The sequence below is a fragment of the Kangiella aquimarina DSM 16071 genome, from assembly GCF_000374105.1.
Taxonomy (GTDB): Bacteria; Pseudomonadota; Gammaproteobacteria; order Enterobacterales; family Kangiellaceae; genus Kangiella; species Kangiella aquimarina.
Genome location: NZ_KB893650.1, coordinates 517,560 through 542,404 on the forward strand (window position 1 = coordinate 517,560; position 24,845 = coordinate 542,404).

Here is a 24,845-nt window from a genome sequence, read left to right on the forward strand (position 1 = left end):
TGCCTTTTGAGGAGACCTCATGTCACTGTCAGGTAACGACATGCTTACCCGTTTTCAACTTGCTAATGCAATCCGCGCACTCAGTATGGATGCTGTTCAAAAAGCCAAATCCGGTCACCCCGGAGCGCCAATGGGCATGGCTGATATCGCCGAAGTCCTATGGAACGACTACCTGGTACACAATCCTGCAAACCCTGACTGGGTTAATCGCGACCGATTTGTGATGTCAAACGGCCATGGATCCATGCTGGTCTATTCATTACTGCACCTCACAGGCTATGACATTTCTATCGATGATCTGAAGAATTTCCGTCAATTGCATTCAAAAACCCCTGGTCATCCAGAATACGGTTACACCCCGGGTGTTGAAACGACCACTGGCCCATTAGGTCAGGGTATTGCCAATGCAGTTGGTTTTGCGATTGCGGAAAAGAAGCTGGCAGCTGAATTTAACAAACCTGACCATGACATCATTGACCATTTCACCTATGTCTTCATGGGCGATGGCTGCATGATGGAAGGCATTTCTCATGAAGTGTGTTCATTGGCCGGTACCTTGGGACTGGGCAAGCTGATTGCCTTCTATGATGACAACGGCATTTCAATCGATGGTGAAGTGGATGGCTGGTTCTCTGACGACACGCCGAAGCGTTTTGAAGCTTATGGCTGGCAGGTTATTCCAGCAGTTGACGGCCACGATCCAGAAGCCATCAAAGCGGCAATCGAAGAAGCGCGTGCTGACAGTGAACGCCCAACTTTGATTTGCTGTAAAACCATTATCGGTTTTGGTTCGCCAAACAAGCAGGGCAAGGAAGAGTGTCATGGCGCACCTTTAGGTGACGATGAAATTGAACTGGCTCGTAAGCAATTGAACTGGCCACATCCTGCCTTTGAAGTTCCAGAGAACGTTCGTGAAGGCTGGAGCGCCCGTGAGGTGGGTCAGCAGCAGGAAGCCGAGTGGAATAAGAAATTCATTGCCTATAAGGAAGCTTATCCAGAATTGGGTAAAGAACTTGAGCGTCGTTTAAGCCGTCGCTTGCCTGAAGATTTTGCCGAGCAGGCACAGGCTTATATCGAAAAATTACAGGCAGAAGGCCCTGTAGTTGCCTCACGTAAGGCTTCACAGATGGCCATAAACGCCTACGCACCATTATTACCTGAACTAGTGGGCGGCTCTGCGGATCTGGCGGGCTCTAACCTGACCATTCACAGCCACTCCAAAGGTATTGAGGCCAAAGACGCCAGCGGTAACTATGTGTATTACGGTGTTCGTGAGTTTGGTATGTGCGCCATCATGAATGGCATGGCGCTTCATGGCGGACTGATGCCTTATGGCGGCACTTTCCTGATCTTCATGGAATACGCCCGTAATGCTTTGCGTATGGCTGCATTGATGAAGCAGCAAGCCATTTACGTCTTCACACACGATTCAATCGGTTTAGGCGAAGATGGTCCTACGCACCAGCCTATCGAGCAGCTGGCTAACTTGCGTACAACGCCAAATATGTCGGTATGGCGTCCGTGCGATGCAGTGGAAACTGCCGTTGCCTGGAAGTCTGCGATTGAACGTCGACAAGGCCCAACGGCTTTAAGTCTTAGCCGTCAGAATCTGCAGCATCAGAATCGAGATGCGCAGCAGCTTGCTAATATTGAGTGTGGTGCTTATGTACTGGTTGATAGCGCCGATCAGCCTGAATTAATTTTCATCGCTACTGGCTCTGAAGTCGAGCTGGCAGTTGAAGCAGCAAAAGTCCTAACTGAAAAAGGCAAGCAGGTACGAGTGGTTTCCATGCCATCAACCGATGTCTTTGAAGCTCAGGATGCCAGTTATAAAGAATCAGTACTGCCAAGTGATGTACCCAGCCGTGTCGCCATTGAAGCGGGTATAGCTGACTATTGGTACAAATATGTCGGTCTTGATGGTCGTATCGTTGGCATGACCAGCTTTGGCGAATCCGCACCAGCGGGTGAGCTGTTCAAACATTTTGGGTTCACAGTAGACAATGTTGTTGCTGTAGCCGAAGAACTTTTAGATTAAACGCGTGAGTAATTTCTGGAGATAAAGATGACAGTTAAAGTTGCAATTAATGGTTATGGTCGTATTGGACGTACCGCCCTTCGTGCGATTTATGAGCACGGTTACCGTGATCGCATTCAAGTGGTTGCGATCAACTCTTCACACCCAGCTGAAACAACCGTTCATTTGACTAAATATGACACTACTCACGGTCGTTTTAATGCCGACGTTTCAACTGATGGCGAATACATGATTGTTAACGGTGACAAAATCAAGTTGTATGCCGAGCGTAACCCAGAGTTAATTCCATGGGGTGAGCAGGACGTCGATGTTGTTTTTGAATGTACCGGTGTATTTAAAGATCAGGCCGGTGCCTCCAAGCACTTCAAAGGTGGCGCGAAGAAAGTTCTTATCTCAGCACCAGGCGCAGCAGATGTGGACGCAACTGTTGTTTTCGGTGTGAATGATGACATTCTTAAGCCAGAACACCGCGTCGTATCAAACGCATCCTGTACCACTAACTGCTTGGCACCATTGGCAAAAGTTCTTAACGATACAGTAGGCATCAAGAAAGGTCTGGTTAACACTATCCACGCCTACACTAATGACCAGCGCTTGATTGATAATCAGCATTCTGATCTGCGTCGTGCCCGTGCTGCAGCACAAAGCATCATCCCAACTAAAACCGGTGCCGCTAAAGCAGTAGGTTTAGTACTTCCAGAATTAAACGGTAAATTAGATGGCTTCGCAATGCGCGTACCAACCATCAACGTATCGTGTGTAGACCTGACTTTCGAAGCCGGCCGTGATACTTCAGCCGAAGAAATTAACGAAATCGTCAAGAAAGCAGCAGATGGTCATGTACTTTGCTACAACGACGAGCCATTGGTTTCAATCGATTTCAACCACAGCCCAGCATCATCAACTTTTGATGCCGGTCTGACTCGCGTACAAGAAGGTAACTTCGTCAAAGTGGTTACCTGGTACGATAATGAGTGGGGTTTCTCGAACAGAATGTTAGATGTCGCCATCAAAATGATGTCTGTCTAGCAATCTTTTTCTTGTAATAATTTGTTATGGCTAATTTTTATCAAGCTGGCGTACTGAAGTACGCGTCGCCTTCAAAAATTAGCCATGCCGCGTCTTACAAGAAAAATCTAAGCTATCCAGTACATGACTTGGTTAAGGTGTTGCCTTAGGCCAAAAGTCTTAGCTTAGAAAGTTAGTGGCCTTGTCTACGACAAAAACGACTGCCAGAGATGGCAGGAGTGCAGAAAATGCAGGAGCAATTTTCTGAGCTAAGCTATCCAGTACACTGTTTTACTGGAATATTTTGTAGGGTGCGTCGTGACGCACCGTTTGTGTTTTTAAGTCTGGGCAAATTAACCCCGGATACTCAAACTACCATGAATGGTTTAAGACTATGAATGTGTTAAAAATGTCTGATCTCGATCTTCAGGGAAAGCGCGTTTTAATTCGTGAAGATCTCAATGTGCCGGTTAAAGACGGCAGAATCACCAGCGATGTTCGTATTCAGGCGGCTTTACCAACCATTAAATTGGCTCTGGAGAAAGGTGCCAAATTGATGGTGATGTCACACCGCGGTCGTCCGACTGAGGGCGTGTTGACGAAAAACGATTCCATGCAAATCGTGGCTGACTATTTAAAAGATGTACTGGATGTTCCGGTTCGTCTGGTCACTGAATACCTGAATGGGGTTGAGGTTAACCAAGGCGAAGTCGTTTTATTTGAAAACGTGCGCTGTAACGTTGGTGAGAAAGCCAACGATGATCGCCTATCGAAAATGTACGCCGATTTATGCGATGTATTTGTGCATGATGCTTTTGGTACCGCTCATCGCGCTCAGGCATCCACTCATGGCGTTGCTAAGTTTGCACCAGTTGCCTGCGCAGGCCCATTGCTAGCCGGTGAGCTGGAAGCTTTAGGCAAAGCTTTAGATAATCCGGCCCGTCCAATGGTTGCGATTGTTGGCGGCTCTAAAGTCTCGACTAAGCTAACGGTTTTAGATTCTTTGTCACATATCGTTGACCAACTAATTGTTGGCGGTGGTATAGCCAATACCTTCATTGCAGCGACCGGTCACCCGGTGGGTAAGTCCTTGTATGAACAAGATTTAATTCCTGAAGCCAAACGCCTTATCGAACAGGCACAGTCGAAAGGTGGCGAGATTCCGGTACCGGTCGATGTGGTTACTGGTAAAGAGTTCGCAGAATCAGCAGCAGCGGAAACCAAGTCAGTTAATGATGTGTCTGAAGATGATATGATTTTTGACATTGGCCCACAGTCAGCGGAACACTTGGCCAAGATCTTGAAAGAAGCAAAAACGATCGTCTGGAATGGCCCGGTTGGAGTTTTCGAATTTGATCAGTTTGGTCATGGTACCGAGGTGATTGCAAAAGCAATCGCAGAAAGCGATGCGTTTTCAATTGCTGGTGGCGGTGATACGCTGGCGGCTGTTGATAAATACGGCATCGCCGATAAAGTTTCATACATTTCAACTGGTGGTGGTGCTTTCCTTGAGTTTCTGGAAGGCAAAGAATTACCAGCAGTGGCAATCTTAGAAGAGCGAGCAAAAGGCTAGGCTTTAAGACTGTCGAACAGGATACAAAGTTAAGGGGAAAGAAAATGGCTCTAATTACATTACGTCAGTTACTCGATCATGCAGCAGAGCATGATTATGGTATTCCAGCATTTAACGTTAATAACCTTGAGCAGATGCGTGCGGTTATGCAGGCAGCGGATGAAACTGATAGCCCGGTGATCATTCAGGCGTCAGCTGGCGCTCGTAAATATGCCGGTTCAAACTTTTTGCGCCATCTAATCTTGGCAGCAACGGAAGAATTTCCGCATATTCCAATCTGTATGCACCAGGATCACGGTTCATCACCAGCCGTATGTCAGCAGTCAATCCAGCTTGGTTTCTCATCAGTGATGATGGACGGCTCGTTGGAAGAAGATATGAAGACACCGGCAAGCTATGAATACAATGTTCGTGTCACTAAATTAGCCACTGAAATGGCGCATGCCTGCGGTGTATCGGTTGAAGGTGAGTTAGGTTGTTTAGGTTCACTCGAAACTGGCATGGCTGGTGAAGAAGATGGCTCTGGTGCAGAAGGCGTATTAAGCCATGATCAGCTACTGACGGATCCTGAAGAAGCGGCTCAGTTTGTAAAAGATACGGGTGTTGATGCTCTGGCTATCGCCATCGGTACCTCACACGGTGCCTATAAATTCACCCGTCCACCAACAGGCGATGTATTAGCTATTGACCGTATTAAAGAAATTCATGCGCGTATTCCTGATACGCATCTTGTGATGCACGGTTCTTCATCAGTGCCACAGGACTGGTTGGCGACCATCAATGAATACGGTGGTGACCTTGGCGAAACCTATGGTGTGCCAGTGGAAGAAATCCAGGAAGGTATCAAGCACGGTGTTCGTAAAGTCAATATCGACACTGACTTACGTTTAGCTGCGACTGGTGCAGTGCGTAAATTCTTAAAGCATAACCCTAAAGAGTTTGACCCACGCAAGTACAACAAGGCAGCACAAGACGCGATGCAGGCAATCTGTAAAGCGCGTTACGAAGCATTTGGTACTGCTGGCAACGCAGGCAAAATCAAGCCAATCAATATGGAGCAGATGGCGCTTGATTATAAAGCTGGGAAACTTGATCCTCGCGTGAAGTAATACGTAGTCCTTTTAAAGAGAGCTGGCAAATGCCGGCTCTTTTTTCTTCAGACTGCTAACAGCAAAGCTTGCATCTCAGATTAATCTAAAAGTGTGATACCCTTCCCATTTCAAACAAACAATCGACTCATTTGTTAACAGTCCGTTATGTGAATCGCTAAAATACGCGGCCTTAGATGAAGAACAAATGAGGAATGGTTTGCGCCAGCAAATGACATGGATTAGCCGCTGCGTGGTCGGTCGAACAAGCAATAAAGGAAACCTTGAGTATTATCAGCTCGATATTGCAACCAATCATGACGAACAGATACAGCATCATAATAAACTGCATGACTTCATCTTGCAGGAAAACTTCTATCTAAAATCAATTGAAAAAAGTGAGCGCATAAACAACTCAAACCTCGATACTGTGAGTCAATATCCACATTTGACAGAAGAATCGATTTCTAAGGGATTCGCTAGATCAGAATTAACTGCGATAAATGTGTTGGCGACACCATTCGAAAACAACCGTCCTCAATATCTCTCAATCTCATCTCAACCGTTAAATTGTAACGCATCGTATGATAAGCCAATTTGGGCTCGCCCTTGGATCAACGAACCATTAAAGAGCTTATTATTTAGATCAGACATTAATACTTACTTATTGTTAGACGCAACAACCAGAACAAAAGTCACAGGCGTATTTGATTTGGAAATACACGATGAAATAAAACAACAGAGTCTATATAGCGGTGAGTTAGCGAATAGGTTTAAAAAAAATGCGCCTTACTTACTCAACATAAGTCTTTCGCCACAGCAATTAATGGATCCAGATAATATTCCGCAGTTTCATAAGGACTTTTTTTCTAATCATTGGGGGCAGAGTACCGGGCTCATTGTGCAGAGTAAGAGTGACCTCATAACACTGACACGGCATTTCAAAAAGTTTATAAAAATTCAAAATGAAAACAAGAAATGGCACTACTTCAGATTCACTGATCCTAGAGTCATGAATCACTATCTTCAATCTATAACACAATGGCCGCAGAGAGTAGCCAAGTGGTTTGGAATCAATGGTGATGAAAGATTAGTGGATAGAATTATCTGTGAGGATAAGAGCGGAAGCCAGGCAAATATATTTGAACCTGTTATGCAACATACTCTGAAGAATACCGGTGCTATGAGTTTAACCAACAGAGATTTTGAAATATTTAGAAATTATCGTAGGGAATATAACAAGAAGTTAGTGATCGATGAGTTAAATCAGGACTTTGCAGACAAAATAAAAGAGCTCCATCCAGAACAATTAGGTATCTGGTATGAAGAAGGTATTGGGAAAGGCTACACAACAGCTAGAGGATTGTATGACTACTGCTATGCGCAAATGATGGCTGCAACATACGGACTTGATCTATCCGAGATAGAGCAGTATCTGGAAGAGCAGCCAACCAGTCACCTGGAAAAATCAAGCCTACTGCAAAAAACGATAAAGCAGACAATAGAAACGCTTATAAAGTAAATAAGGATATTACAGTGCCTAGAGAAAACTTATCTGCAACACATAATGTATTAGACCCAGTTGCACCTTGTGATCAGAGTATCACGCCTATTTTCCCAGTGCGATTTGCATTTAAACCAGAAGTGCTAATGGACATAGCCAATGAATACCGAAACACCAGCGCTGAAGACAATATGCATAATGAAAAGGATTATTGTCTGCGAAGAATCAGACAGGGCTTTGTTTACATTTATGTGCCGAACACTGTGGAAGATCTTGAATCGAGAACCGATAGGCCGAATGGCTATTGGATGGTATTTCGATATAACACAAGTTACGAAGATCAGAATTCAGACGAAATGCGCACTGATACCGAAACACTGACCAGTGGTTTATATCAGTTCAGAATGTATCAATGGGAAGATGGGCACGCCGCCGGAAAATGGAAACTGGATAATACAAGAGTCTATCCTTATGCGTTTGTCCCTGAGCATACCACTCAAATTGAAATAGGCTACAGTGAGCAGCGCTGGCCAGCATATTACTTTGAGGAAGCGGAGAGAAATCCAGAGTTTAGAAAACATATCCTTACTCCAATTAATCTGAGCGCAGAGCAAAGTCAATTTACTGCACCGCTACGAGATCTTGATAAGCATGTTGAGGAGTTCAAACCCACTTTACGACAAAGAATAACGAATTATCTGGTGTCTCAAACTGGGATAGGATTAGAGGACAAGGATACAGTCGCATTCTGTTCGCATAGTAAAACGTATGGTCGAATTGTAGCTTTGCACGATCCGATAGGTCGCTTGCTGGATATTAATATGTTGTCGCTGCTGGTCAATAATACCCAGGCTAATTTTAATAAGGAATATCAGTATCCGTTAGTTACAGCAAGAGCAATCGAAAGTATCAAAGTTCACTTGGACGATAACTGGAACTGGTTTAAAGATATATGGGGCGATAGACCAATATCAGAAGAGTCGGATCTGCTTAGACAAAAGTTTATCGAGGCCTGTGATAATTTCACCTCCTTACAGGAAAACCTGGTTAAGCTGCATGAAACGACGTTCAGTCATCAACTTGATTACGCGATCACTAAACAAATCGACTTTGTTCAGGCCAACGGCATAAAAGGCGATGGGTCAGAAAGCGACATAGAGCTCATTGACTATACAACAGGTTTACTTAACCAAGCGGTATCAGATCTGAATAGCTCTATAGCGGGCTCAGAATATTTCGTCGATTTATACAATCCAAATAGCGGAAAAGGAATATCACAAACCTTTCAGGATAACTTTGCGCTATGGAGTAAGATTGGCGGCGCAATTCAGAAAGGATTGGCTAAAAGCCTTGAGATTGCAGAAAAAGCCTTTCAAAGATTCGATGTAATGTGTACGACGAACTGTCTGCAAATGACGCAGGCGATTTTCAAACACAATAATATGGAAATCAGAGCTGCTTTTGACTCAGTTTATAGTATTGAAGAATGGACGCTCAAGCCACTGACACTCGATGAAGTAGAAGAAGTTATCAGTACAGGGAGAATGCCGAAGACTAGATTAGTCACCAACCACCAATTAAAACAAAAAGGTGGGCTAACTGTTTATGCTGGAAACAGGCGAATAACGCCGAGAAATATTGCGGTGACGCAAGTTGAAACCCTGCATGTCAAAGTAAAAGGATTTGATATTGTACCGGCTCCAGGCATAAGAGAAATTTCCCCTAAATTTGGCAATATTGAAACGGCTGTAACGGGCATGGCAGCATTTTTAAGTGCTGCAACCATCGTCGATCTATTACACAAAAAAGAAAAAGCACCGGCAGGCGATGATATTTTTAGCCAGATAGCGGATAACTTCTGGGTAAACATAACAGTAGCCAGTATGAGCGCTATTGATGATAGTTATAAAACAGGACAAGCATTGATACGCTCTAATGTAGGGCAGGCCGCACGCTCAGCAATTTCAAGTAAACTATTCAGCCGATTTAGCGCTAACACACTGTTTAGATCGCAAAGCATAGCGCTGGGTATGACCCAATCAAAAGCCATCAGTCTGGTATCCAGTGGTGCTAAAGCGCTGGGGCGTTTTGCAGGTCATGCCGGTATCCTATTGAGCTTATTGCAAGCTTCAGCAGGGATTGCACAGGATAACTATGCGAAAGCATGGGGCAATGCATTAATTGCAATCGGTAGTGGTGTACTCATGTTATTCGGTGCCACGATAGTTGGCGCAGTTATCGGTGTGCTCCTGATCGTGATAGGTGCCGTCATCGAATACTTCGGTTCCTTGGACCCGCTACAGGAATGGGCCAAAAAATCATTTTGGGGGAGTTCTGATGACTATTGGGGTGAAAGAAGAGAACAGTTTTTAAGTGATCAAATTAAATTATCAAGAGCGATTGCAATGCCTAATCATAGGAATCACTTAAAATTATTAGATGCACTCAGTCAAGAACTAGACGAATTTAATCAAATAGTAAACCAATTAAGATTGGTTGATATCGGCGGGAAAAGAAACTCTAGGTTTAAAGTGTATTTGCCCTACTTAGGAGAGGGAGTTCAAGTAGGGGAAAGCTTAAAAGTAAATATTAGCATCGAACATAAAGCAGATTCTAGTTGGTTCTTATCTGATGACTATGACGACGTCCCTTTTGAGTATAGCATCGACTATAAACAGAAATGGATAGTCATAAATTACGGCAGTTCTCTCCCTTCCTCCCCCGGTTATATCGAAGAAGTAAGCGTTTTTATTGAATACACCCCTGAGTCTAAACAAACAATGGAGCTGGAACAGGTTATCTATACCCACAAAATACCGATCAGTGCACTTGATTACCGTGGTGCACCTGCACCTGACCCTAAAGTATATGGATGGGCCACACCATGATTAACCTTAAAAAGATAAAACGCTGTTTCGAGCGTGTAGATACCGATGAGGTACACATTAAGAAGTTCAATTTCATGTATCAGAAGTTGAATCTCTACCTGATCGGAAGTGCTATAGTAATAGCATTCATAATTTTAAACTTCTACGATCAAGATTATATTGAGAGTCGTGAGGACGTTTTAAATTATAAACAAAAAATACACGAGCAATACCAAAACACGAAAAAAAGCTTAGAGAGTTTAGGGGAAAGCATACGAGGTTATGATGAGTATTACGAAGGAATGTTAGGGAGATACAAAAATGACTTTATCCTAATCGGCGGCATGACTACTTTAACTCTGATTCCCTTCATCATTTTCTTTGTCTGGCGTCAGCCAGCTCCCGTATGTGTGGATCGGCAGCGGCAATTGATCTACACCTGGCATCGGGGCAAGTTGTTGGCGGCTCGATTAGATCAACTGCAAACCGAGCTGCGGGCAAAAAGTAATCTGGCATTGGAGTATAGCGGTGGTTGGGGGCCCATGGTGATCAGTTTGTATCCTGCCGGTAAAGTGTACGATGACAAAGGCAAGCTCAGAAAAGGTAAGCGTATTCCTATCGGCACTTTTGTTCCGCAGTATGATTATCAGAATCACGACTTGAAGCCCTTCATCGAAAATTACATGCGAGGTTTAATTACTATTCCAGAGAACTTAGAAACCAGCCGCAGCTGGCTTGAGCCATCGCCGCGAAATGAGAAGTCTTTGCCTGATGAAGAGGTGCTTGATAAGGCTATTGGTGAATGGTTGGAGCAAGAAAAAACAGTATATAGTCATTATAAAAAATGACCCGAAACAAAAAGGCCAGCGATTGCTGGCCTTTTTTATAAATATAAATCGTATTAATAAAGTACCCTGGCCCTAATAGTCCCCTCAATTTCACGCATCTTCTCAAGTGCGAAATGACTTGAGCTTTGATCAATATCGGTTACCACATATCCGATGTCACCTTGAGTCATCAGGTATTGCGCGGAAATATTGATGTCATTCTGAGACAATATCTGGTTGATCTGCGACAGGATACCAGGCTTGTTATGATGAATATGCAGGATGCGGTGTGTGTTGATATGTTCAGGCAGCGCAACTTGTGGGAAATTAACTGCCGAAACGGTGGAGCCATTGTTGCTGTACTTGATCATTTTCTCGGTCACTTCGATGGCAATGTTTTCCTGCGCCTCAAGGGTAGAACCACCGATATGGGGTGTCAAAATAACATTGTCAAAATCACGTAGAGGTGACTGGAACTCCTCAGTGTTGGACTTGGGTTCAGTCGGGAATACATCGATAGCCGCGCCTAGAATATGTTCCGAACGGAGTGCTTCGGTTAAAGCATCAATATCGACCACTGTACCGCGTGAGGCGTTGATCAGGATGCTGCCTGATTTCATGGCTGCCAGTTCAGCTTTGCCCATCATGCCTTTGGTTTGTGGCGTTTCAGGTACATGTAGCGTGACCACGTCAGATTCTGCTAACAACTGATTCAGATCGGAAACCTGACTGGCATTACCCAGAGTGAGCTTGGTTTCTATATCATAGAACTTAACTTGCATCCCGATACCTTCGGCAAGAATGCCTAGCTGTGTGCCAATATGACCATAACCTATGATGCCAAGCGTTTTACCGCGTGCTTCATTGGAATTCTGAGCTGTTTTAAGCCATTGACCGCGGTGTGCAGCAGCATTCTTGGCGGGAATACCGCGTAAAAGCATAATGATTTCGCCCAGTACCAGCTCGGCAACACTGCGCGTATTGGAGTAGGGGGCGTTGAAAACCGGGATGCCTTTATGTTGAGCTGCGGTCAGGTTAACCTGGTTAGTACCAATACAGAAGCAACCAATAGCTACCAGTTTATTAGCCTCGGCTAGAACTTCCGGAGTGATTTGCGAGCGCGAACGAATGCCTAGAAAATGGCAATCCTGGAGTGCACTTTTCAGCTCTGATGCAGAAAGAGCTGTTTTAAGGCTCTCAACCTGATGATAGCCATCTTGTCTGAACAGCTGTTCTGCTTTAGGGTGGACTCCTTCGAGGAGTAAAACTTTCAGTTGGTGCTTATCGAATGATGTGTTCGCCATCTTGATGAATTCAGCGGTTAACAGGCAACGAAGGTCTATTAAAACAGATCCGATCAGCATGTAAAAGTAGCAGAGCGCTGTTCGTTATAATTATTCCTGATAGGACTAAAATAGGTGTCTAAAAGGGGCATTTTTGCTACAATCTGCCGCCTTGTGTCGCAGATGGTGCGGCATTTATGATTCTGCGCCTGATATGAAGATGAGATTGCAGGGCAAGACTTGAGGAGATTTGCCGAATGGCATACCAGACCAACATCGATAAAATGATAGCTTTGCTAAGTGATACGCTATCAATTGATGCCGATCAGCTGTCGGCTGATACTTTGCTGCTGGGAAATTTGCCTGAATTCGATTCGATGGCAATTGTCTCTATCCTGATGCAGATTGAAGAAAACTTTGCGATTGAAATTGCCGACGACGAATTAACTGGTGAGGTTTTCGAGTCAGTGACGACTCTGACCGAGTTTGTTGAAGTTCAGCAGGCAGCCACTGCAATTTAATCTGTTCTTATAGATAATTGATTTTTAAGGCCGAAAAGTAGCTTTTTCGGCCTTTTTCTTTTATAACACCCTTAGCAACCAAACAAATAAAGTAAGCAGGGAAATGGCCGGATTTATCGCCTGTATCGTGTTAGCAGGCTTCTTGTTCATGACCGTACTATTGCGCTGGCGCGGCTCGACGCTGGGCTGGCCGATTATGCTATTGGCATTAACATTTATTGGCTGGAGCGGCTTGAACCTGGTGGATACAGATTCTGAGCTTAACCACTGGATAATTGAATGGGCTCGTTTGTTTGGTATTTTTGCTGCCCTGACCTTCTTTCTATTCTACTTTGCTACTCACCATAAGCTATTAAGTGTCATCATCATTATTGCCTTCATCGGCTGGGCCAGCTTTATCCTGCTATATAGCGGGGATATGAAACGGGTGATTAACCCTGCCATTGCTGGTTTTATTTTATTGATGATGATGCAGATGATGGAGCGGGCCGGAAATCAGTTTGCTGAAACTCTGCGGGCTGAAATTTCCACTTTGGGTGGAGCCCTGGGCATAGTCCTGATCTGGGATCTTCTATCAATGCTGGTGCTAATGCTTAATCTGAATGTGGATGCAGAAGCTTTGGACGTGTCGCGTGCCATCATTGCCAGTATTGCCATAGCCTTCAGCCTGGTGCACATTCAGCGGATTGATCAGTCTCGACTAGATTTGGAAAACATACAGCAAACTTACCGCCCACAAAGTAGCCTGAATATCTTTGCTGTACTGTGCTGGCTGGCAGTGGTGGGTTATATGCTGATTGGCGTTGCCTGGCAAAAGCCATTTGCAGGCTCTGTGGTGCTTGCTGCATCAATATTGATATTCATCTGGCTGGCGTATAAGAAAAAACTATTAAGCCAGCTTAAAATCATGTTCACCAAGCTGTTCGCCAGTTACAAATATGATTATCGTGAGAGCTGGCTGGGATTTAATCGTGCGCTGGACGAGGCGAACGTACAGGGTGATTTCTACCAACTATCTATCAAGGCGCTGGCTAATATCATCAGTAGTCCGGCCGGAAAACTGTGGAGCCGACGCGGAGACCTGTTCATTTATACTGACAATTGGCAGTCGCCCCTAAATTCTCCGCTCAACAATGAGCTGGCCTATCAGTTGCCCATGGAGCTGATTGATTTCATAGAGCGCACGAATTGGGTGGTAGATATTAAAGAGTATCAAAGTAATCAGAATGTTTACCAGGGACTGAAGCTGGATCATCACTCACCGCTATTTCAACAACATCAGATATTTATTCCGCTGCGTCGCGGAGAGGAGCTGGTGGCAGTGGTTGGTTTAAGAAGCAGCTACTCCAAACCCAGTCTCAATTGGGAAGACCATGACCTGCTCAAAGCTGCGGGTCAGCAGATGGCTAGTTACTTGGCCTTGTTTGAGGCAACCACGCAAATCTATGAGCGTGAACAGTTTGATGCCTTTAACCGCCTGTCCGCGTTCGTGGTGCACGATTTAAAGAATGTCACCGCCCAGTTGGAGCTGATCACCCACAACGCGCATCGCTATCGTGATAACCCCGAGTTCGTGGATGATACCTTTGAAACCGTAGCCAGCGCGACACAACGACTCAATAAAATGCTTGAGCAGTTACAACGCAAGCAGCTACCGAAAAAAGAGATTCTACAGGCTTTTATTCCTGAAGTGTTTGCCAAGTTTAAGGAATCCGCAAGCCGCCTTAACGTGATTGGAGATATTCCTGAAGTAGAGGTGTATGCTAATCAGGATCAGTTGCTGAATATCATCCAGCACCTGCACCAGAATGCGATTGATGCCAGTAACGAAAGTGATAGAATCCATCACCGATTTGACCAGATCGGACAGGAACTGCACTGGCATATTGTCGATAAGGGCAAAGGTATGGATCCAGACTTTGTTCGTAAGCAGTTATTCAAACCCTTCGCCACCACCAAGGGCAATGCGGGGATGGGAATTGGTGTTTACCAATGCCGCTATTTGCTCCAAAGCTTTGGTGGTGATTTAATAATACAAAGTGAATTGGGGAAAGGAACACGTTGCATCGTTATTTTGCAGACGTTAACTCCCGGAGATTAGAAAATAAAGAGGACAGGATGGCACAATCAAATAAACCCGACTTATTAATTATTGAAGATGACAAAGGGCTCCAGAAACAGCTCAAGTGGTCATTTGATCAATATAACGTAATTCTTGCAGAAGACCGCGACAGTGCTTTGGTAGAATTAAGACGTTACCAGCCACAGGTCATAACCCTTGACCTTGGCTTACCGCCAGATCCTGCTAATGCCAGCGTAGGGCTTGAGCTTCTAGAAGAGATCCTGTCTTTATCACCGACCAGTAAAGTCATTGTGGTGACCGGTAATGACCAGCGTGAAATTGCCATGCAGGCGGTTAACGCCGGTGCTTATGATTACTATCAGAAACCAATTCAGCCGGAAGAACTGACGCTGATTATCAAGCGTGCATTTGAGCTTGCTAAGCTTGAAGATGACAATCGTCGTCACTTCCAACAACAGAAAGAAAGCTTTCACGGCATCATTGCCACCAGCCCGGAGATGATGGGCGTTTGCCAGAAAATTGAAAAAGTCGCTCCAACTGACGTAAGTGTTTTGCTACTAGGCGATAGCGGAACAGGCAAAGAATTACTGGCTAGAGCGATTCATGACATCAGCCCTCGCCGTAGCAAAAACATGGTAGCGATAAACTGTGCAGCCATCCCTGATAACCTGCTTGAAAGCGAACTGTTTGGTTATGAAGCAGGAGCATTTACTGGCGCTAACAAAACCACCATGGGCAAAATTGAATATGCCAATGGAGGTACTCTGTTCCTCGACGAGATTGGCGATATGCCAATGGCACTGCAGGCCAAGTTACTGCGCTTTCTACAGGAACGTGTGGTTGAAAGAGTGGGCGGGCGTGAATCGATCCCGGTAGACGTACGTATCATTGCAGCGACCCATCATACGCTTGAAGATCTGGTCAATGAAGGCAAATTCCGCGAAGATCTTTTCTATCGACTCAGCGAAGTTGTGCTCAATATTCCAGCGCTGTCAAAACGCAACGGTGATGTGGTGTTGATTGCCCGCTCGTTGTTGGAAAAATTCAACCGCCAGTATTCTCGTAATATCCGAGGTTTCTCAAAAGATGCCGTTCAGGCCATGGAAGCCTACAGCTGGCCAGGCAATGTTCGCGAACTGGAGAATAAAATCAAAAGCGCAGTGGTGATGTCAGACAGCAATCAAATTACCGCCAAAGACTTGCAGATTGACGAAGCCCAACTGCGCGAAATGCCATTGAACCTACGCCAGGTTCGAGAAGCCGCCGAAACCCGCGCCATTCAGCGCGCAATTGTTTTATCCGACGGCAACATTTCCCAAGCCGCAAAACTGTTAGGCCTGACTCGACCAACCCTCTACAGTTTAATGGATAAATACAGTATTAGTAGTTGAGGATGAAGCAGATTTATAAAATCACTTATCCAACAGGAAAGATTTACATTGGTAAAGATACTGTTGGTAGTTATCGATATTTTGGAAACCCCTCAATAGAAGTGGTGAATGAGGATTTCAAAAATTTACCGGATGATATTAAAAAAGATTATACGGTTAGAAAAGAAATCTTGTGGGAATCAACTGAATGCTCAAATGAAGAGTTATCTCAAAAGGAAGTGGAATTAATAAAAAAATATCAGTCTAACAATCCTGAAATTGGTTATAACCGATGGCCAAAGTGGGTTGAATAGAGAGAAAACTACAGGCTTGCTCCAATTACCCCTTAGAGTTAGCCGAGTGAAGAGAAGTTATAGCGTAAATTGGGCAGGGAAGCCCAATTTAGCCACTTCGAAACAGGACGTTTCGTATTGGCGGCGCGTTTTAACTTTGATGAGCGAGGGAAGCCAGAAGGGCCTAACGACTAGGGTGTCTTTGCTTTTCGTCTCTTTTCTTTGGACAAGCAAAGAAAAGGGACTCGCCTTAAGGCGAAAAAACTAAGTGACTCACCAACTGCCCAACACATCCCACTAACATCAGCAACAAGCCAACCATTGCGAGAACTAATAATTGCTTTTGGCCAGATTCTGTAATGCCTCGAATTTCGCTATTCTGTTTTCGTAACTTTCTGAGATAATCTAAGCGCATAGCATTTTGAGCTGGTCTTTGACGATCCCGGTTTTCGAAGACTTCCGCTAGGTACACCTCATAACGTGAGCATTCTGTCAGCTTGTTAAATCCTTGAATTAATTTATAGGACAGCCAAATTAACATACATAGTGCAAATACAATGACTACCAGTGAAAGCACTGAAAGATTGGATAGTTGCAGCAACTCGTGCCAGCCAGTAATAGATCCTGATAGAGCCCAAAGACAACTGAATAGGTATAGCGGCAGAATTAACAGCCAAAACCAGGGCTTAAATTTAGATTGGGTCAGTTGCAGTGGGGGATTCTGAATATCGTCGTACATTGAGCTTAGAAGGCAAAGTGACAAAGGAAACAATCATACCCATATTGAGAATGTGGTTCTGAGAGTTTATTCAAAGTTAAGAAGCGATAGAGGAAAGTAAACAGCGTCCAAAGTAGACGCTGTTTATTGTGGAATATAGGGGTTTTCGAGAGAAAAGTAGGTCGCCTTAAGGCGAAAAAATAACCTATCGGGTTATCGTTTCCACTTTACCTTCTTTCCCAAGCAACAACACATCGGCTGCTCTTTCGGCAAATAAACCATTGGTTACCACGCCAACAATATTATTCAGGATGCGCTCAAGCTTGATGGGTTCATTAATAACCAGACCATGCACATCAAGAATGACATTGCCGTTATCGGTGACAAAGCCTGTGCGGTAAACTGGATCACCACCGAGCTTTACAATCTGGCGTGCAACGTAGCTGCGTGCCATCGGAATAACTTCAACGGGCAGTGGGAATTCACCCAAGCGACGAACCAGTTTAGATTCATCAGCAATACAGATGAACTGGTCGGCCACTGCGGCAATAATTTTTTCGCGGGTTAAGGCGCCGCCTCCGCCTTTAATGAGTTCCAGTAGATGATTCGATTCATCGGCGCCATCAATGTAGACCGGAATTTTATCCACTTCATTGAGCTCAAAGACTTCGATGCCATGTTGTTTGAGTCGCTCGGTTGAAGCTTCTGAGCTAGACACAGCGCCTTTAATCTTGTGTTTCATGGTGGCCAGTGCATCAATAAAGTAATTGACGGTTGAGCCCGTACCGACGCCAACAATGGAATCTTCGACGACATATTCCAGCGCGGCTTCACCCACTAATTTTTTCAATTCATCCTGTGTCATAGAGGCTCCTATTGTTTTTCAATACTCAAAATAAAGTCCCACTCTTCCTTGGTGACCGGCATAATTGAAAGCCTGTTGCCTTTTTGTACCAACTTCATGTCAGCAAGTTCTGGGTATTGTTTTAACTCATCCAGTGGAATCTCGCGCTTCAAATCACGAACGTGTTTTACATCAACCATGTACCAGCGTGGATTATCAGGGTTGCTTTTCGGATCGTAATATTTCTGATCAGGATCGAAAGCGGTATGGTCAACATAACCTTCTTTGACGACTTCCATGATGCCTACGATTGCTGGAGGTTTGCAGTTTGAGTGGTAGAAGAAAACCTTATCGCCTTTTTTCATTTCATCACGCATCATGTTGCGCGCCTGATAGTTGCGAACGCCATCCCAGTGATCTGTTTTGTTTGGCAGGGCTTTGAGGTGTTCAATGCCGAAAACATCCGGCTCAGACTTCATTAACCAATAGTTCATAGTGCTCTAGGCTTGTTGGTGACTAAAGCGCAAAGTATAAAGCATGGACTAAAAAATTGTTAGTTATGGCTGGGTTTTGGGTGTGATTTGTACAGTTAGAGTTAGGTATATCAATTATCTAGATATCATTTGTCAACCAAGTGTTTCGCTACTCAGCGAATTACTTTCTCTTGAGTGGCCAAGAGAAAGTAATCAAAGAGAAGGCCACCCCGAGATTGAGGTTTCGCTTTGCTCAACTCCCTTCGTCGCCACCAAGTCACTTAACGCACCGTAAAATACGTTCCATCCGTGGCCCGAATTTTACTATTCAAAACGTCCTGTTTTGAATTGCTATGCCATGGTTGCTACTCAGCTCAATCTAAGGGGGCTGGAGTGTATGTATCCGGAATTATATTTGTATCAGACGAGGTATTAAACTTTATGACAAGCTCTTATGGGGCTAGTGGTTGGGTGCTGGATTAATGCTTGTCTTAGACTTGCGTTCGAATACGCGGTAGTGGCTGGGGGTGATGACGGCGTCCATCTGGATATCCCATTTTTCCTGGGGAATGTCACGAACCTGTTGCAGGTTATAGGCGAGGCCGATGAGTTTAGGCTGTTCGTGTTTGGGGATGTTGGCCAGTACGGTGTCGTAGTAGCCGCCGCCCATACCAAGTCGATTCCCTTTAGGATCAAAGGCGACCAGCGGCATGAAGATAATATCCAGTTCGCTTGGGCGAACCGCTTTGCTAATTGGGGCTGTTGGTTCAAGAATTCCAAAGGCGCCTTCTTTGACCGACTCTTTGCCGGTATAAGGCAGAAACCACATGCCACGTTTTTTATTTGGATAGATTTTGGGCACGTAACATTTTTTGCCAAGCTTCAGGGCGTATTCGATCATTGGCAAGCAACTGATTTCGCCACGGGTCGGCAGGTAAAAAGCAATGCTGTCGTGGTCTTCAATTAGTGTGGCCTGTGAGGCGTGGCCAAGAAGGGCAAGCGCTGCGCGCTCCATAAAGGGTTTAGTCAGCGTTAAGCGTTCATGCTTAATTCTGGTTCTTAGATAATGTTTTTGAGCAACTGCTTCGTTCATTGCGTCTAAATATAAAACCCCGGACTGCCGTTGTAGGTAATAGCCCATGAACCCAAAGGTTCAGGGGGGAGTCCATATAGAAGATCAGGCTTTCCGGTCGAAGCGGACTTGCGCAACACTTCCATTGAGGAGTCCCAATTAAAGTATTATCGGCTCGAGGACGGTCGCTACTGACGAACAGTCCAGGAAGAGCCATTGTAACATAGACCCTAGTCGATGTTTCAAGTTTAGCGGGTTCCTTCCGGGCGTCAGTTGGCTATTAAGGCGCTAACTGTCTGACACTTCTAACAAAAGTTAAAAGTGAATTGGCGTTCCTGCTCGTTTGAGATTGCTGTGCTATAAAATATTAAGAATCAGTGAGTTCTATTTGCTCACTGTGTTTTAAAGCCTGGTCTATTTTCTGACTCATGTGGCTTAGCCTTTGCTCAATTTCGTTAGCTTCGTCACTATCGAGCGTAGGCGTATTGATTAACTCATAGCTCAAGTTCAGTGCAGCCATCACGGCGATTCTTTCAAGACCAAGCACCTTGCCTGATTCACGGATCTCTTTCATGCGCTTGTCCAAAAAGCTCGCGGCCTGTAAAAGCTTCTGATGTTCGCTTTCAGGACTGGCGACCTGGAACTCTTTCCCCAAAATGGTAATGTTTATGGGTGTAACTTTTGGTTTTGCCATATTGTTATAAAAACCTTAAGTGCAATCTACATCGACTTTAGTCGAGAGATCATAATATCAATCTGCTTGCGTGCAGTTTCATTTTTGCTGTGCAGACGATCACGCTCATTACGCAACTCATTAACCTGTTGGCGTAACTGATTGTTCTCGAGATTGATTTTCTCGAAGCGCGCTAACAAGGCGTTGATCTTATCTTCTAGTTTCTCTAATTGACCTTGTGTCATAGTGAGTTACCCGATTTTGTTAAAGCACACTATAAAGTCAAGCCGGTTTTTGGTCAATGTTTAATCAGCTTGACTTGTGATGCTGCTACCACCTTTTTATCCAATAATTCTCAGGCGCTAGTGTTGGGTTTTGAGCGCCTGGCGAGTTAAACTATGGGCCTGCAACCGAAATTACAAGATGAAAAGCATTTAACTTAATGAATTATTTAGAAATTAATGAGTTCTGCCAGAAATTCCTGCCCGATCTTTCTGGTGCTGAGCTGGCGGGTATGCTTCATGGGCTGGTTGGGCATGGCTTTGTTCCAGAGGCAGGACGTTGGCCGCAGCAGATGAGTGACTTTCTGGCCAATGGTGAACCGCTGGGGCAGCAGGCAGAAGATGAACTGGAGCAGATCATCGCTTTTACACAGAAAGACTATCAGCCTGAATCCTATTCGATTGATCTGCTTATTCCAGAGGATGACTACCCCATTGACCAACGCGCTAAGGCTCTTGGCGAATGGTGTCAGGGTTTTCTGACTGGATATGGCTTAATTAAGCAGGAGAAAGAGCTGGAAGGTGACGCCAAAGAAGCCTTAAGAGATCTAAGCGAGATCGCCAAGATTGATTTTTCAGTTGAGGATGACGATCCCGAAGAGTTGGAATCGGCCTTCATGACCATATCAGAGCATGTAAAAATGTCGGCGCAGATAATCTTTACCGCAAATCAGGCTACGCCTACAGCGCCACAGAATAAGAATATTCATTAGGATTAACACACCCGAGCCCACTCACGCTATACAGGATATTGGATGCAAGCAATCAACTTTGCCGCACGACGAAAGAAACTGATGCAATGGATGGGCCCCAACTCCATTGCTATTTTGCCATCAGCAACCGAAAAGGTGCGTAGCCACGATGTGCACTATCCGTTCAGACAAGACAATGACTTCTGGTACTTAACGGGTTTTAATGAACCCGAAGCAGTCGCGGTTTTGGTGCCGGGCCGTAAACATGGTGAATTTATCCTGTTTAATCGCGAGAAAGACGTAACCCAGGAAATCTGGCACGGCAAACGGCTTGGGCAGGAAGGTGTAGTGGAACAGCTGGGGGCCGATGATGCGTTCCCGATTTCCGACATTGATGACATCCTGCCTGGCTTGATGGAGGGCAAGGAGCGGATATACTTTGCCTTTGGTGCGCATCCGGAATTTGACCAGAATATTATGGAATGGCGCAGTCAATTGCAGTCTCAGTCTGTCCGAGGTTCGGAGCCACCGGGCGAGCTGGTTGATTTACGTCATCATCTGCACGACATGCGCCTGATAAAGTCTAGTGCTGAAATTCAACGTATGCGCCATGCCGCCAAAACGGCGGCCAAAGCCCATACTGAACTGATGAAAGCCTGCGCACCCGGCAAGACCGAAATGCAGATGGAAGCGGTCTTGCATTATCATTATGTGCAGGGCGGTTGCCGTTATCCTGCCTATCCTTCCATCGTGGCCGGTGGTGATAATGCCAATATTCTTCATTATGTGGAAAACGCTGATGAACTGCATGACGGAGACTTGTTGTTGGTGGATGCTGGCTGTGAATTTGAGCATTATGCATCCGATATTACCCGGACGATTCCGATCAATGGCAAATACAGCAAGGAGCAGGCTCAGCTCTACGATATCGTGCTTGAAGCCCAGTTAGCGGCCATTGAGATGATCAAGCCGGGCAACCATTGGGCACAGATTCATGATAAGGCAGTAGAAGTCATCACTCAGGGGCTGGTGGATTTGAAAATTCTGAAGGGTAACGTTAAAGAATTAATCAAGCGCGGTGCTTACCGCGATTTTTACATGCATAAAACGGGTCACTGGATTGGACTGGATGTGCATGATGTGGGTGATTATCAGGTGCATGGTCAGCCAAGAGTGCTGGAGCCAGGCATGGTACTAACGGTTGAGCCGGCGCTGTACATTAGCAAGGACAATACCAAGGCGGCGAAAAAATGGCGCGGCATTGGCATTCGCATCGAAGATGATGTGGTGGTAACGCGAGAGGGTTATGACATCCTGTCGAAAGGTGTTCCGAAAACGCGTGAAGAGATTGAGCAGCTTATGGCTCAGGCCAGACAACAGTAGGAAAATAGATCCGTGAAAACCTATCCGGTGGTGATTATTGGTGGTGGCATGGCAGGCGCGAGTCTAGCACTGGCGCTGGCTAATGCAGGTATTAAAAATGCTGTCTTTGAAGCCGTCGCACCGGAAACTAATGCGCAACCTGGTTTTGATGATAGAACCGTTGCTTTGTCTGCGGCTTCATTGAATATCCTGAAAAAGCTTGGACTGGAAAAAGACTTGTATTCGGTTGCCGCACCAATTAAAACCATTCATGTCTCCGATCAGGGGCATTGCGGTTTTGCTCGAATTGATGCCACAGAGGGTGGTGTGCCAGCGCTGGGCGCTGTGATTGAAAACTGGCAACTGGGCCAGGCGCTCAATCAGGCCATCAGTAGTCAGCCACTGATTGAGTATCATGCTCCCGCCAAAGTGGTGGATATTGAGCAGTCGGCAGATGAAGCAACCTTGCGAATTGAACTGAGTAGCGGCACCGAGGAAGTGAAAGCCGGTTTAGTGGTATTGGCTGATGGTGCCCGTTCGCCGCTTCGCCAACAGCTGCACATTGATGCGCAGATTAATGATTACCATAAGTCCGCTATCGTCTGTAACCTGACCACTCAGTTACCCCATCAAAATTGTGCCTACGAGCGCTTTACCCAAGATGGGCCGCTGGCATTACTACCTCTCACAAAAAATCGTATGGCGCTGGTTTGGTCTAAGCCCACTAAAGAAGCTCAGTCGCTGGTAGAGTTGAATGAAGTCGAGTTTGCCGCAAAGTTAGAAGAAGCTTTTGGAGCCAGACTTGGCAGAATCACCAAAGTCGGTAGCAGAAAATCTTTCCCGCTCATTCAGTTAAAGGCAGAAACCCTTTTCCGTGGTCGCTGCGTTTTAATAGGCAATGCTGCTCAGTCGTTGCACCCGATTGCCGGTCAGGGCTTCAATCTGGGCTTGCGTGATGTAGCAGATTTAACGGAGCTACTGGCTGCTGCGAAGAATACTATACAGGACGATGAGCTGGCCTTGATGCAGATCGTGGGTTCCTATCAGTTATTGAGGCAGTATCAGCAGAAAAGACATCCGGATCGGGAACAGACCTTGTGGGTTACCGAATCGCTGGCGAGACTGTTCAGTAACAGCTGGCTGCCATTGTCCATATCACGAAACCTTTTATTGAAGGTGATGGATACAGCACCAGTTGCAAAAGGTCTGTTTGCCAGTCAGGCAATGGGTTTTGGATTTAATAATAGTCAGATGGCAAGTCATGAAGAATAAAATCATTATTTTTTTGATGTTATTGTTGGTATTGGTTCTGGCCACTGTCGCCTGGCGCAGCATTTCTCAGGATGCTGCGCAGGTTCAGGTGGACAGAGATGAGCAGAGCCAGCCTATAAGCGATACAGAAAACCAAAACGGAAAAGTCGGCCAGGAATTTGAAAGGCTAAATGATAGCGAGTCAGCAATAGATTCGAATGAACAGCTGTCGGTGGTTAACCAATCAGAACAGTCCGCTGGCGACACTGAAGACCAGTCAGAAGATAAGCTTTGCGAGTTGGTGTCGAAGTATGACGACTGGCAAAACTCAGGCTCCGGTTATAACTCTCAGAAACTAGTCGATGAAATTAGAAGCTGGGGCAACACGCGCGGTTATTTTGAAATGGAATATAACGGCAGTGGCATGGAAATTAAAAAGACTTCTGATTATGACTATTATGAAACAGAAGATTTACAACAGATGGCGGATGCTGGTGATCCTATTGCCAACGTCAAATATGCGTATCGTTTATTCCTACAGGGCGACCCTGCTTCGCTTGAAGAAGCTCAACCTTACTGCGAAAAAGCGGTTGTTCATGGTTACTCGGCTATGCTTCGTTGTAAAACAAGCTATTTAAATCACATTGTGACCCAGCATGAAAATCAAGAAGAGCCAGATGCTGAACGAATAGAGGAGTTGCACGTTGAAATACAGGCTTGGCAAAAATTATATCAATTGCGTAATGACCCTCTAGGGCAATTATTTGAGGTTCAGTTCTTCACTGAAGTAGAAGGTGTTGAAGTAGATGACGAAGAGGTTAATGCAAAAGCACAGACGCTTTATGCCGATATTGTTAAGCGACGAAATAATCTAGGGCTAGGGGAGTTTGATAGTGAGCCAGCACCGGACATCATCAACTATGCGGTTGAAAATAATATTCAGGAAGGAGCCGTTGCCAAATGTTTCGAGTAGCGTTTTTTAATAAACGCACCGGGCAAAAAAGCAGCAACTTGAACAATAGAT

At 45.2% G+C, this 24,845-nt stretch carries 21 protein-coding genes and 1 other RNA gene; 15 read left to right on the forward strand and 7 right to left on the reverse strand.

The genetic code is table 11. The annotated features are described in order from the left end of the window. Positions 1–40 precede the first annotated feature (40 nt). The 7 genes from tkt to B158_RS0102590 all read left to right on the forward strand — a co-directional run bounded on the left by tkt (position 41) and on the right by B158_RS0102590 (position 10,926). Positions 41–2,038: a transketolase gene (tkt, locus tag B158_RS0102560; RefSeq protein ID WP_026309201.1), complete on the forward strand. Its 1,998-nt coding sequence runs from the start codon at positions 41–43 to the stop codon at positions 2,036–2,038. Positions 2,039–2,065: 27 nt separating this feature from the next. Continuing rightward, entirely contained in the window at positions 2,066–3,067 is a 1,002-nt protein-coding gene (gene gap, locus B158_RS0102565; RefSeq protein ID WP_018623768.1) for a type I glyceraldehyde-3-phosphate dehydrogenase, read from the forward strand. A 373-nt stretch (positions 3,068–3,440) separates the two neighbouring features. Then, on the forward strand, positions 3,441–4,619 hold the full coding sequence (locus B158_RS0102570; RefSeq protein ID WP_018623769.1) for a phosphoglycerate kinase: 1,179 nt from the start codon (positions 3,441–3,443) through the stop codon (positions 4,617–4,619). Positions 4,620–4,663: 44 nt separating this feature from the next. Next, a complete protein-coding gene (gene fba / locus B158_RS0102575) occupies positions 4,664–5,728 on the forward strand; it encodes a class II fructose-bisphosphate aldolase (protein WP_018623770.1) in 1,065 nt (354 codons plus the stop codon). A gap of 199 nt (positions 5,729–5,927) precedes the next feature. Next, the gene (locus tag B158_RS0102580) at positions 5,928–7,229 is read left to right on the forward strand and encodes a DUF4123 domain-containing protein (RefSeq protein WP_169334647.1); all 1,302 of its coding nucleotides are present in this window, start codon (positions 5,928–5,930) and stop codon (positions 7,227–7,229) included. A 14-nt stretch (positions 7,230–7,243) separates the two neighbouring features. Further along, positions 7,244–10,099 carry a toxin VasX gene (locus B158_RS0102585; protein WP_018623772.1) on the forward strand — a complete coding sequence of 952 codons (2,856 nt, stop codon included), beginning with the start codon at positions 7,244–7,246 and terminating at the stop codon, positions 10,097–10,099. Further along, complete coding sequence (locus tag B158_RS0102590) at positions 10,096–10,926, forward strand: DUF4199 domain-containing protein (protein ID WP_018623773.1); 831 nt, start codon at positions 10,096–10,098, stop codon at positions 10,924–10,926. Before B158_RS0102585 ends, B158_RS0102590 begins: the two co-directional genes overlap by 4 nt. A gap of 53 nt (positions 10,927–10,979) precedes the next feature. On the opposite strand, the gene serA is transcribed toward B158_RS0102590, so the two are convergent. Further along, positions 10,980–12,209, reverse strand: coding sequence for a phosphoglycerate dehydrogenase (gene serA / locus B158_RS0102595; RefSeq protein ID WP_026309202.1), 1,230 nt, complete (start codon positions 12,207–12,209; stop codon positions 10,980–10,982). A 236-nt stretch (positions 12,210–12,445) separates the two neighbouring features. Here serA and B158_RS0102600 point away from each other — a divergent pair, with 236 nt between their 5' ends. The 4 genes from B158_RS0102600 (at position 12,446) to B158_RS0102615 (ending at position 16,476) form a co-directional block, all read left to right on the forward strand. Beyond that, positions 12,446–12,709, forward strand: a complete 264-nt coding sequence (locus tag B158_RS0102600; RefSeq protein WP_018623775.1) for an acyl carrier protein — start codon at positions 12,446–12,448, stop codon at positions 12,707–12,709. A gap of 103 nt (positions 12,710–12,812) precedes the next feature. Continuing rightward, positions 12,813–14,810 carry an XrtA/PEP-CTERM system histidine kinase PrsK gene (gene prsK / locus B158_RS0102605; RefSeq protein WP_018623776.1) on the forward strand — a complete coding sequence of 666 codons (1,998 nt, stop codon included), beginning with the start codon at positions 12,813–12,815 and terminating at the stop codon, positions 14,808–14,810. 17 nt (positions 14,811–14,827) lie between these two features. Beyond that, positions 14,828–16,183: a PEP-CTERM-box response regulator transcription factor gene (prsR, locus tag B158_RS0102610; RefSeq protein ID WP_018623777.1), complete on the forward strand. Its 1,356-nt coding sequence runs from the start codon at positions 14,828–14,830 to the stop codon at positions 16,181–16,183. A gap of 2 nt (positions 16,184–16,185) precedes the next feature. Then, positions 16,186–16,476: a GIY-YIG nuclease family protein gene (locus B158_RS0102615; protein ID WP_018623778.1), complete on the forward strand. Its 291-nt coding sequence runs from the start codon at positions 16,186–16,188 to the stop codon at positions 16,474–16,476. Between the two features lie 902 nt (positions 16,477–17,378). Here the strand turns inward: B158_RS0102615 and rpiA are convergent. The 6 genes from rpiA to zapB form a co-directional block, all read right to left on the reverse strand. Further along, complete coding sequence (rpiA, locus tag B158_RS0102625) at positions 17,379–18,038, reverse strand: ribose-5-phosphate isomerase RpiA (protein WP_018623780.1); 660 nt, start codon at positions 18,036–18,038, stop codon at positions 17,379–17,381. 8 nt (positions 18,039–18,046) lie between these two features. Further along, positions 18,047–18,511, reverse strand: coding sequence for an EVE domain-containing protein (locus tag B158_RS0102630; RefSeq protein WP_018623781.1), 465 nt, complete (start codon positions 18,509–18,511; stop codon positions 18,047–18,049). A 439-nt stretch (positions 18,512–18,950) separates the two neighbouring features. Then, positions 18,951–19,583: a 5-formyltetrahydrofolate cyclo-ligase gene (locus B158_RS0102635; protein WP_018623782.1), complete on the reverse strand. Its 633-nt coding sequence runs from the start codon at positions 19,581–19,583 to the stop codon at positions 18,951–18,953. Between the two features lie 12 nt (positions 19,584–19,595). After that, a non-coding RNA gene (ssrS, locus tag B158_RS13285) (6S RNA) lies at positions 19,596–19,775 on the reverse strand. 154 nt (positions 19,776–19,929) lie between these two features. Beyond that, a complete protein-coding gene (locus B158_RS0102640; RefSeq protein WP_018623783.1) occupies positions 19,930–20,256 on the reverse strand; it encodes a cell division protein ZapA in 327 nt (108 codons plus the stop codon). A 26-nt stretch (positions 20,257–20,282) separates the two neighbouring features. Then, positions 20,283–20,480, reverse strand: coding sequence for a cell division protein ZapB (gene zapB / locus B158_RS0102645; RefSeq protein WP_018623784.1), 198 nt, complete (start codon positions 20,478–20,480; stop codon positions 20,283–20,285). 197 nt (positions 20,481–20,677) lie between these two features. Here zapB and B158_RS0102655 point away from each other — a divergent pair, with 197 nt between their 5' ends. The 4 genes from B158_RS0102655 to B158_RS0102670 are packed head-to-tail and all read left to right on the forward strand — an operon-like array spanning position 20,678 to position 24,794. Beyond that, positions 20,678–21,229, forward strand: a complete 552-nt coding sequence (locus B158_RS0102655; protein ID WP_018623786.1) for a UPF0149 family protein — start codon at positions 20,678–20,680, stop codon at positions 21,227–21,229. 42 nt (positions 21,230–21,271) lie between these two features. Continuing rightward, positions 21,272–22,591, forward strand: a complete 1,320-nt coding sequence (pepP, locus tag B158_RS0102660) for a Xaa-Pro aminopeptidase (RefSeq protein WP_018623787.1) — start codon at positions 21,272–21,274, stop codon at positions 22,589–22,591. 12 nt (positions 22,592–22,603) lie between these two features. Continuing rightward, positions 22,604–23,842 (forward strand): 2-octaprenyl-6-methoxyphenyl hydroxylase, encoded by a 1,239-nt coding sequence (ubiH, locus tag B158_RS0102665; protein WP_018623788.1) that lies wholly within the window; start codon positions 22,604–22,606, stop codon positions 23,840–23,842. Next, positions 23,832–24,794, forward strand: a complete 963-nt coding sequence (locus B158_RS0102670; RefSeq protein ID WP_018623789.1) for a hypothetical protein — start codon at positions 23,832–23,834, stop codon at positions 24,792–24,794. The genes ubiH and B158_RS0102670 overlap by 11 nt, the downstream gene beginning before the upstream one ends. Positions 24,795–24,845 lie beyond the last annotated feature (51 nt).

Coding starts and splice junctions, on each gene's coding strand:
- B158_RS0102635 (WP_018623782.1), bottom strand. CDS start 19,583: ATGAACGAAGCAGTTGCTCAAAAACATTATCTAAGAACCAGAATTAAG.
- prsK (WP_018623776.1), top strand. CDS start 12,813: ATGGCCGGATTTATCGCCTGTATCGTGTTAGCAGGCTTCTTGTTCATG.
- B158_RS0102590 (WP_018623773.1), top strand. CDS start 10,096: ATGATTAACCTTAAAAAGATAAAACGCTGTTTCGAGCGTGTAGATACC.
- zapB (WP_018623784.1), bottom strand. CDS start 20,480: ATGACACAAGGTCAATTAGAGAAACTAGAAGATAAGATCAACGCCTTG.
- B158_RS0102640 (WP_018623783.1), bottom strand. CDS start 20,256: ATGGCAAAACCAAAAGTTACACCCATAAACATTACCATTTTGGGGAAA.
- B158_RS0102670 (WP_018623789.1), top strand. CDS start 23,832: ATGAAGAATAAAATCATTATTTTTTTGATGTTATTGTTGGTATTGGTT.
- B158_RS0102570 (WP_018623769.1), top strand. CDS start 3,441: ATGAATGTGTTAAAAATGTCTGATCTCGATCTTCAGGGAAAGCGCGTT.
- B158_RS0102615 (WP_018623778.1), top strand. CDS start 16,186: ATGAAGCAGATTTATAAAATCACTTATCCAACAGGAAAGATTTACATT.
- pepP (WP_018623787.1), top strand. CDS start 21,272: ATGCAAGCAATCAACTTTGCCGCACGACGAAAGAAACTGATGCAATGG.
- serA (WP_026309202.1), bottom strand. CDS start 12,209: ATGGCGAACACATCATTCGATAAGCACCAACTGAAAGTTTTACTCCTC.
- rpiA (WP_018623780.1), bottom strand. CDS start 18,038: ATGACACAGGATGAATTGAAAAAATTAGTGGGTGAAGCCGCGCTGGAA.
- prsR (WP_018623777.1), top strand. CDS start 14,828: ATGGCACAATCAAATAAACCCGACTTATTAATTATTGAAGATGACAAA.
- B158_RS0102630 (WP_018623781.1), bottom strand. CDS start 18,511: ATGAACTATTGGTTAATGAAGTCTGAGCCGGATGTTTTCGGCATTGAA.
- tkt (WP_026309201.1), top strand. CDS start 41: ATGCTTACCCGTTTTCAACTTGCTAATGCAATCCGCGCACTCAGTATG.
- B158_RS0102655 (WP_018623786.1), top strand. CDS start 20,678: ATGAATTATTTAGAAATTAATGAGTTCTGCCAGAAATTCCTGCCCGAT.
- fba (WP_018623770.1), top strand. CDS start 4,664: ATGGCTCTAATTACATTACGTCAGTTACTCGATCATGCAGCAGAGCAT.
- B158_RS0102600 (WP_018623775.1), top strand. CDS start 12,446: ATGGCATACCAGACCAACATCGATAAAATGATAGCTTTGCTAAGTGAT.
- gap (WP_018623768.1), top strand. CDS start 2,066: ATGACAGTTAAAGTTGCAATTAATGGTTATGGTCGTATTGGACGTACC.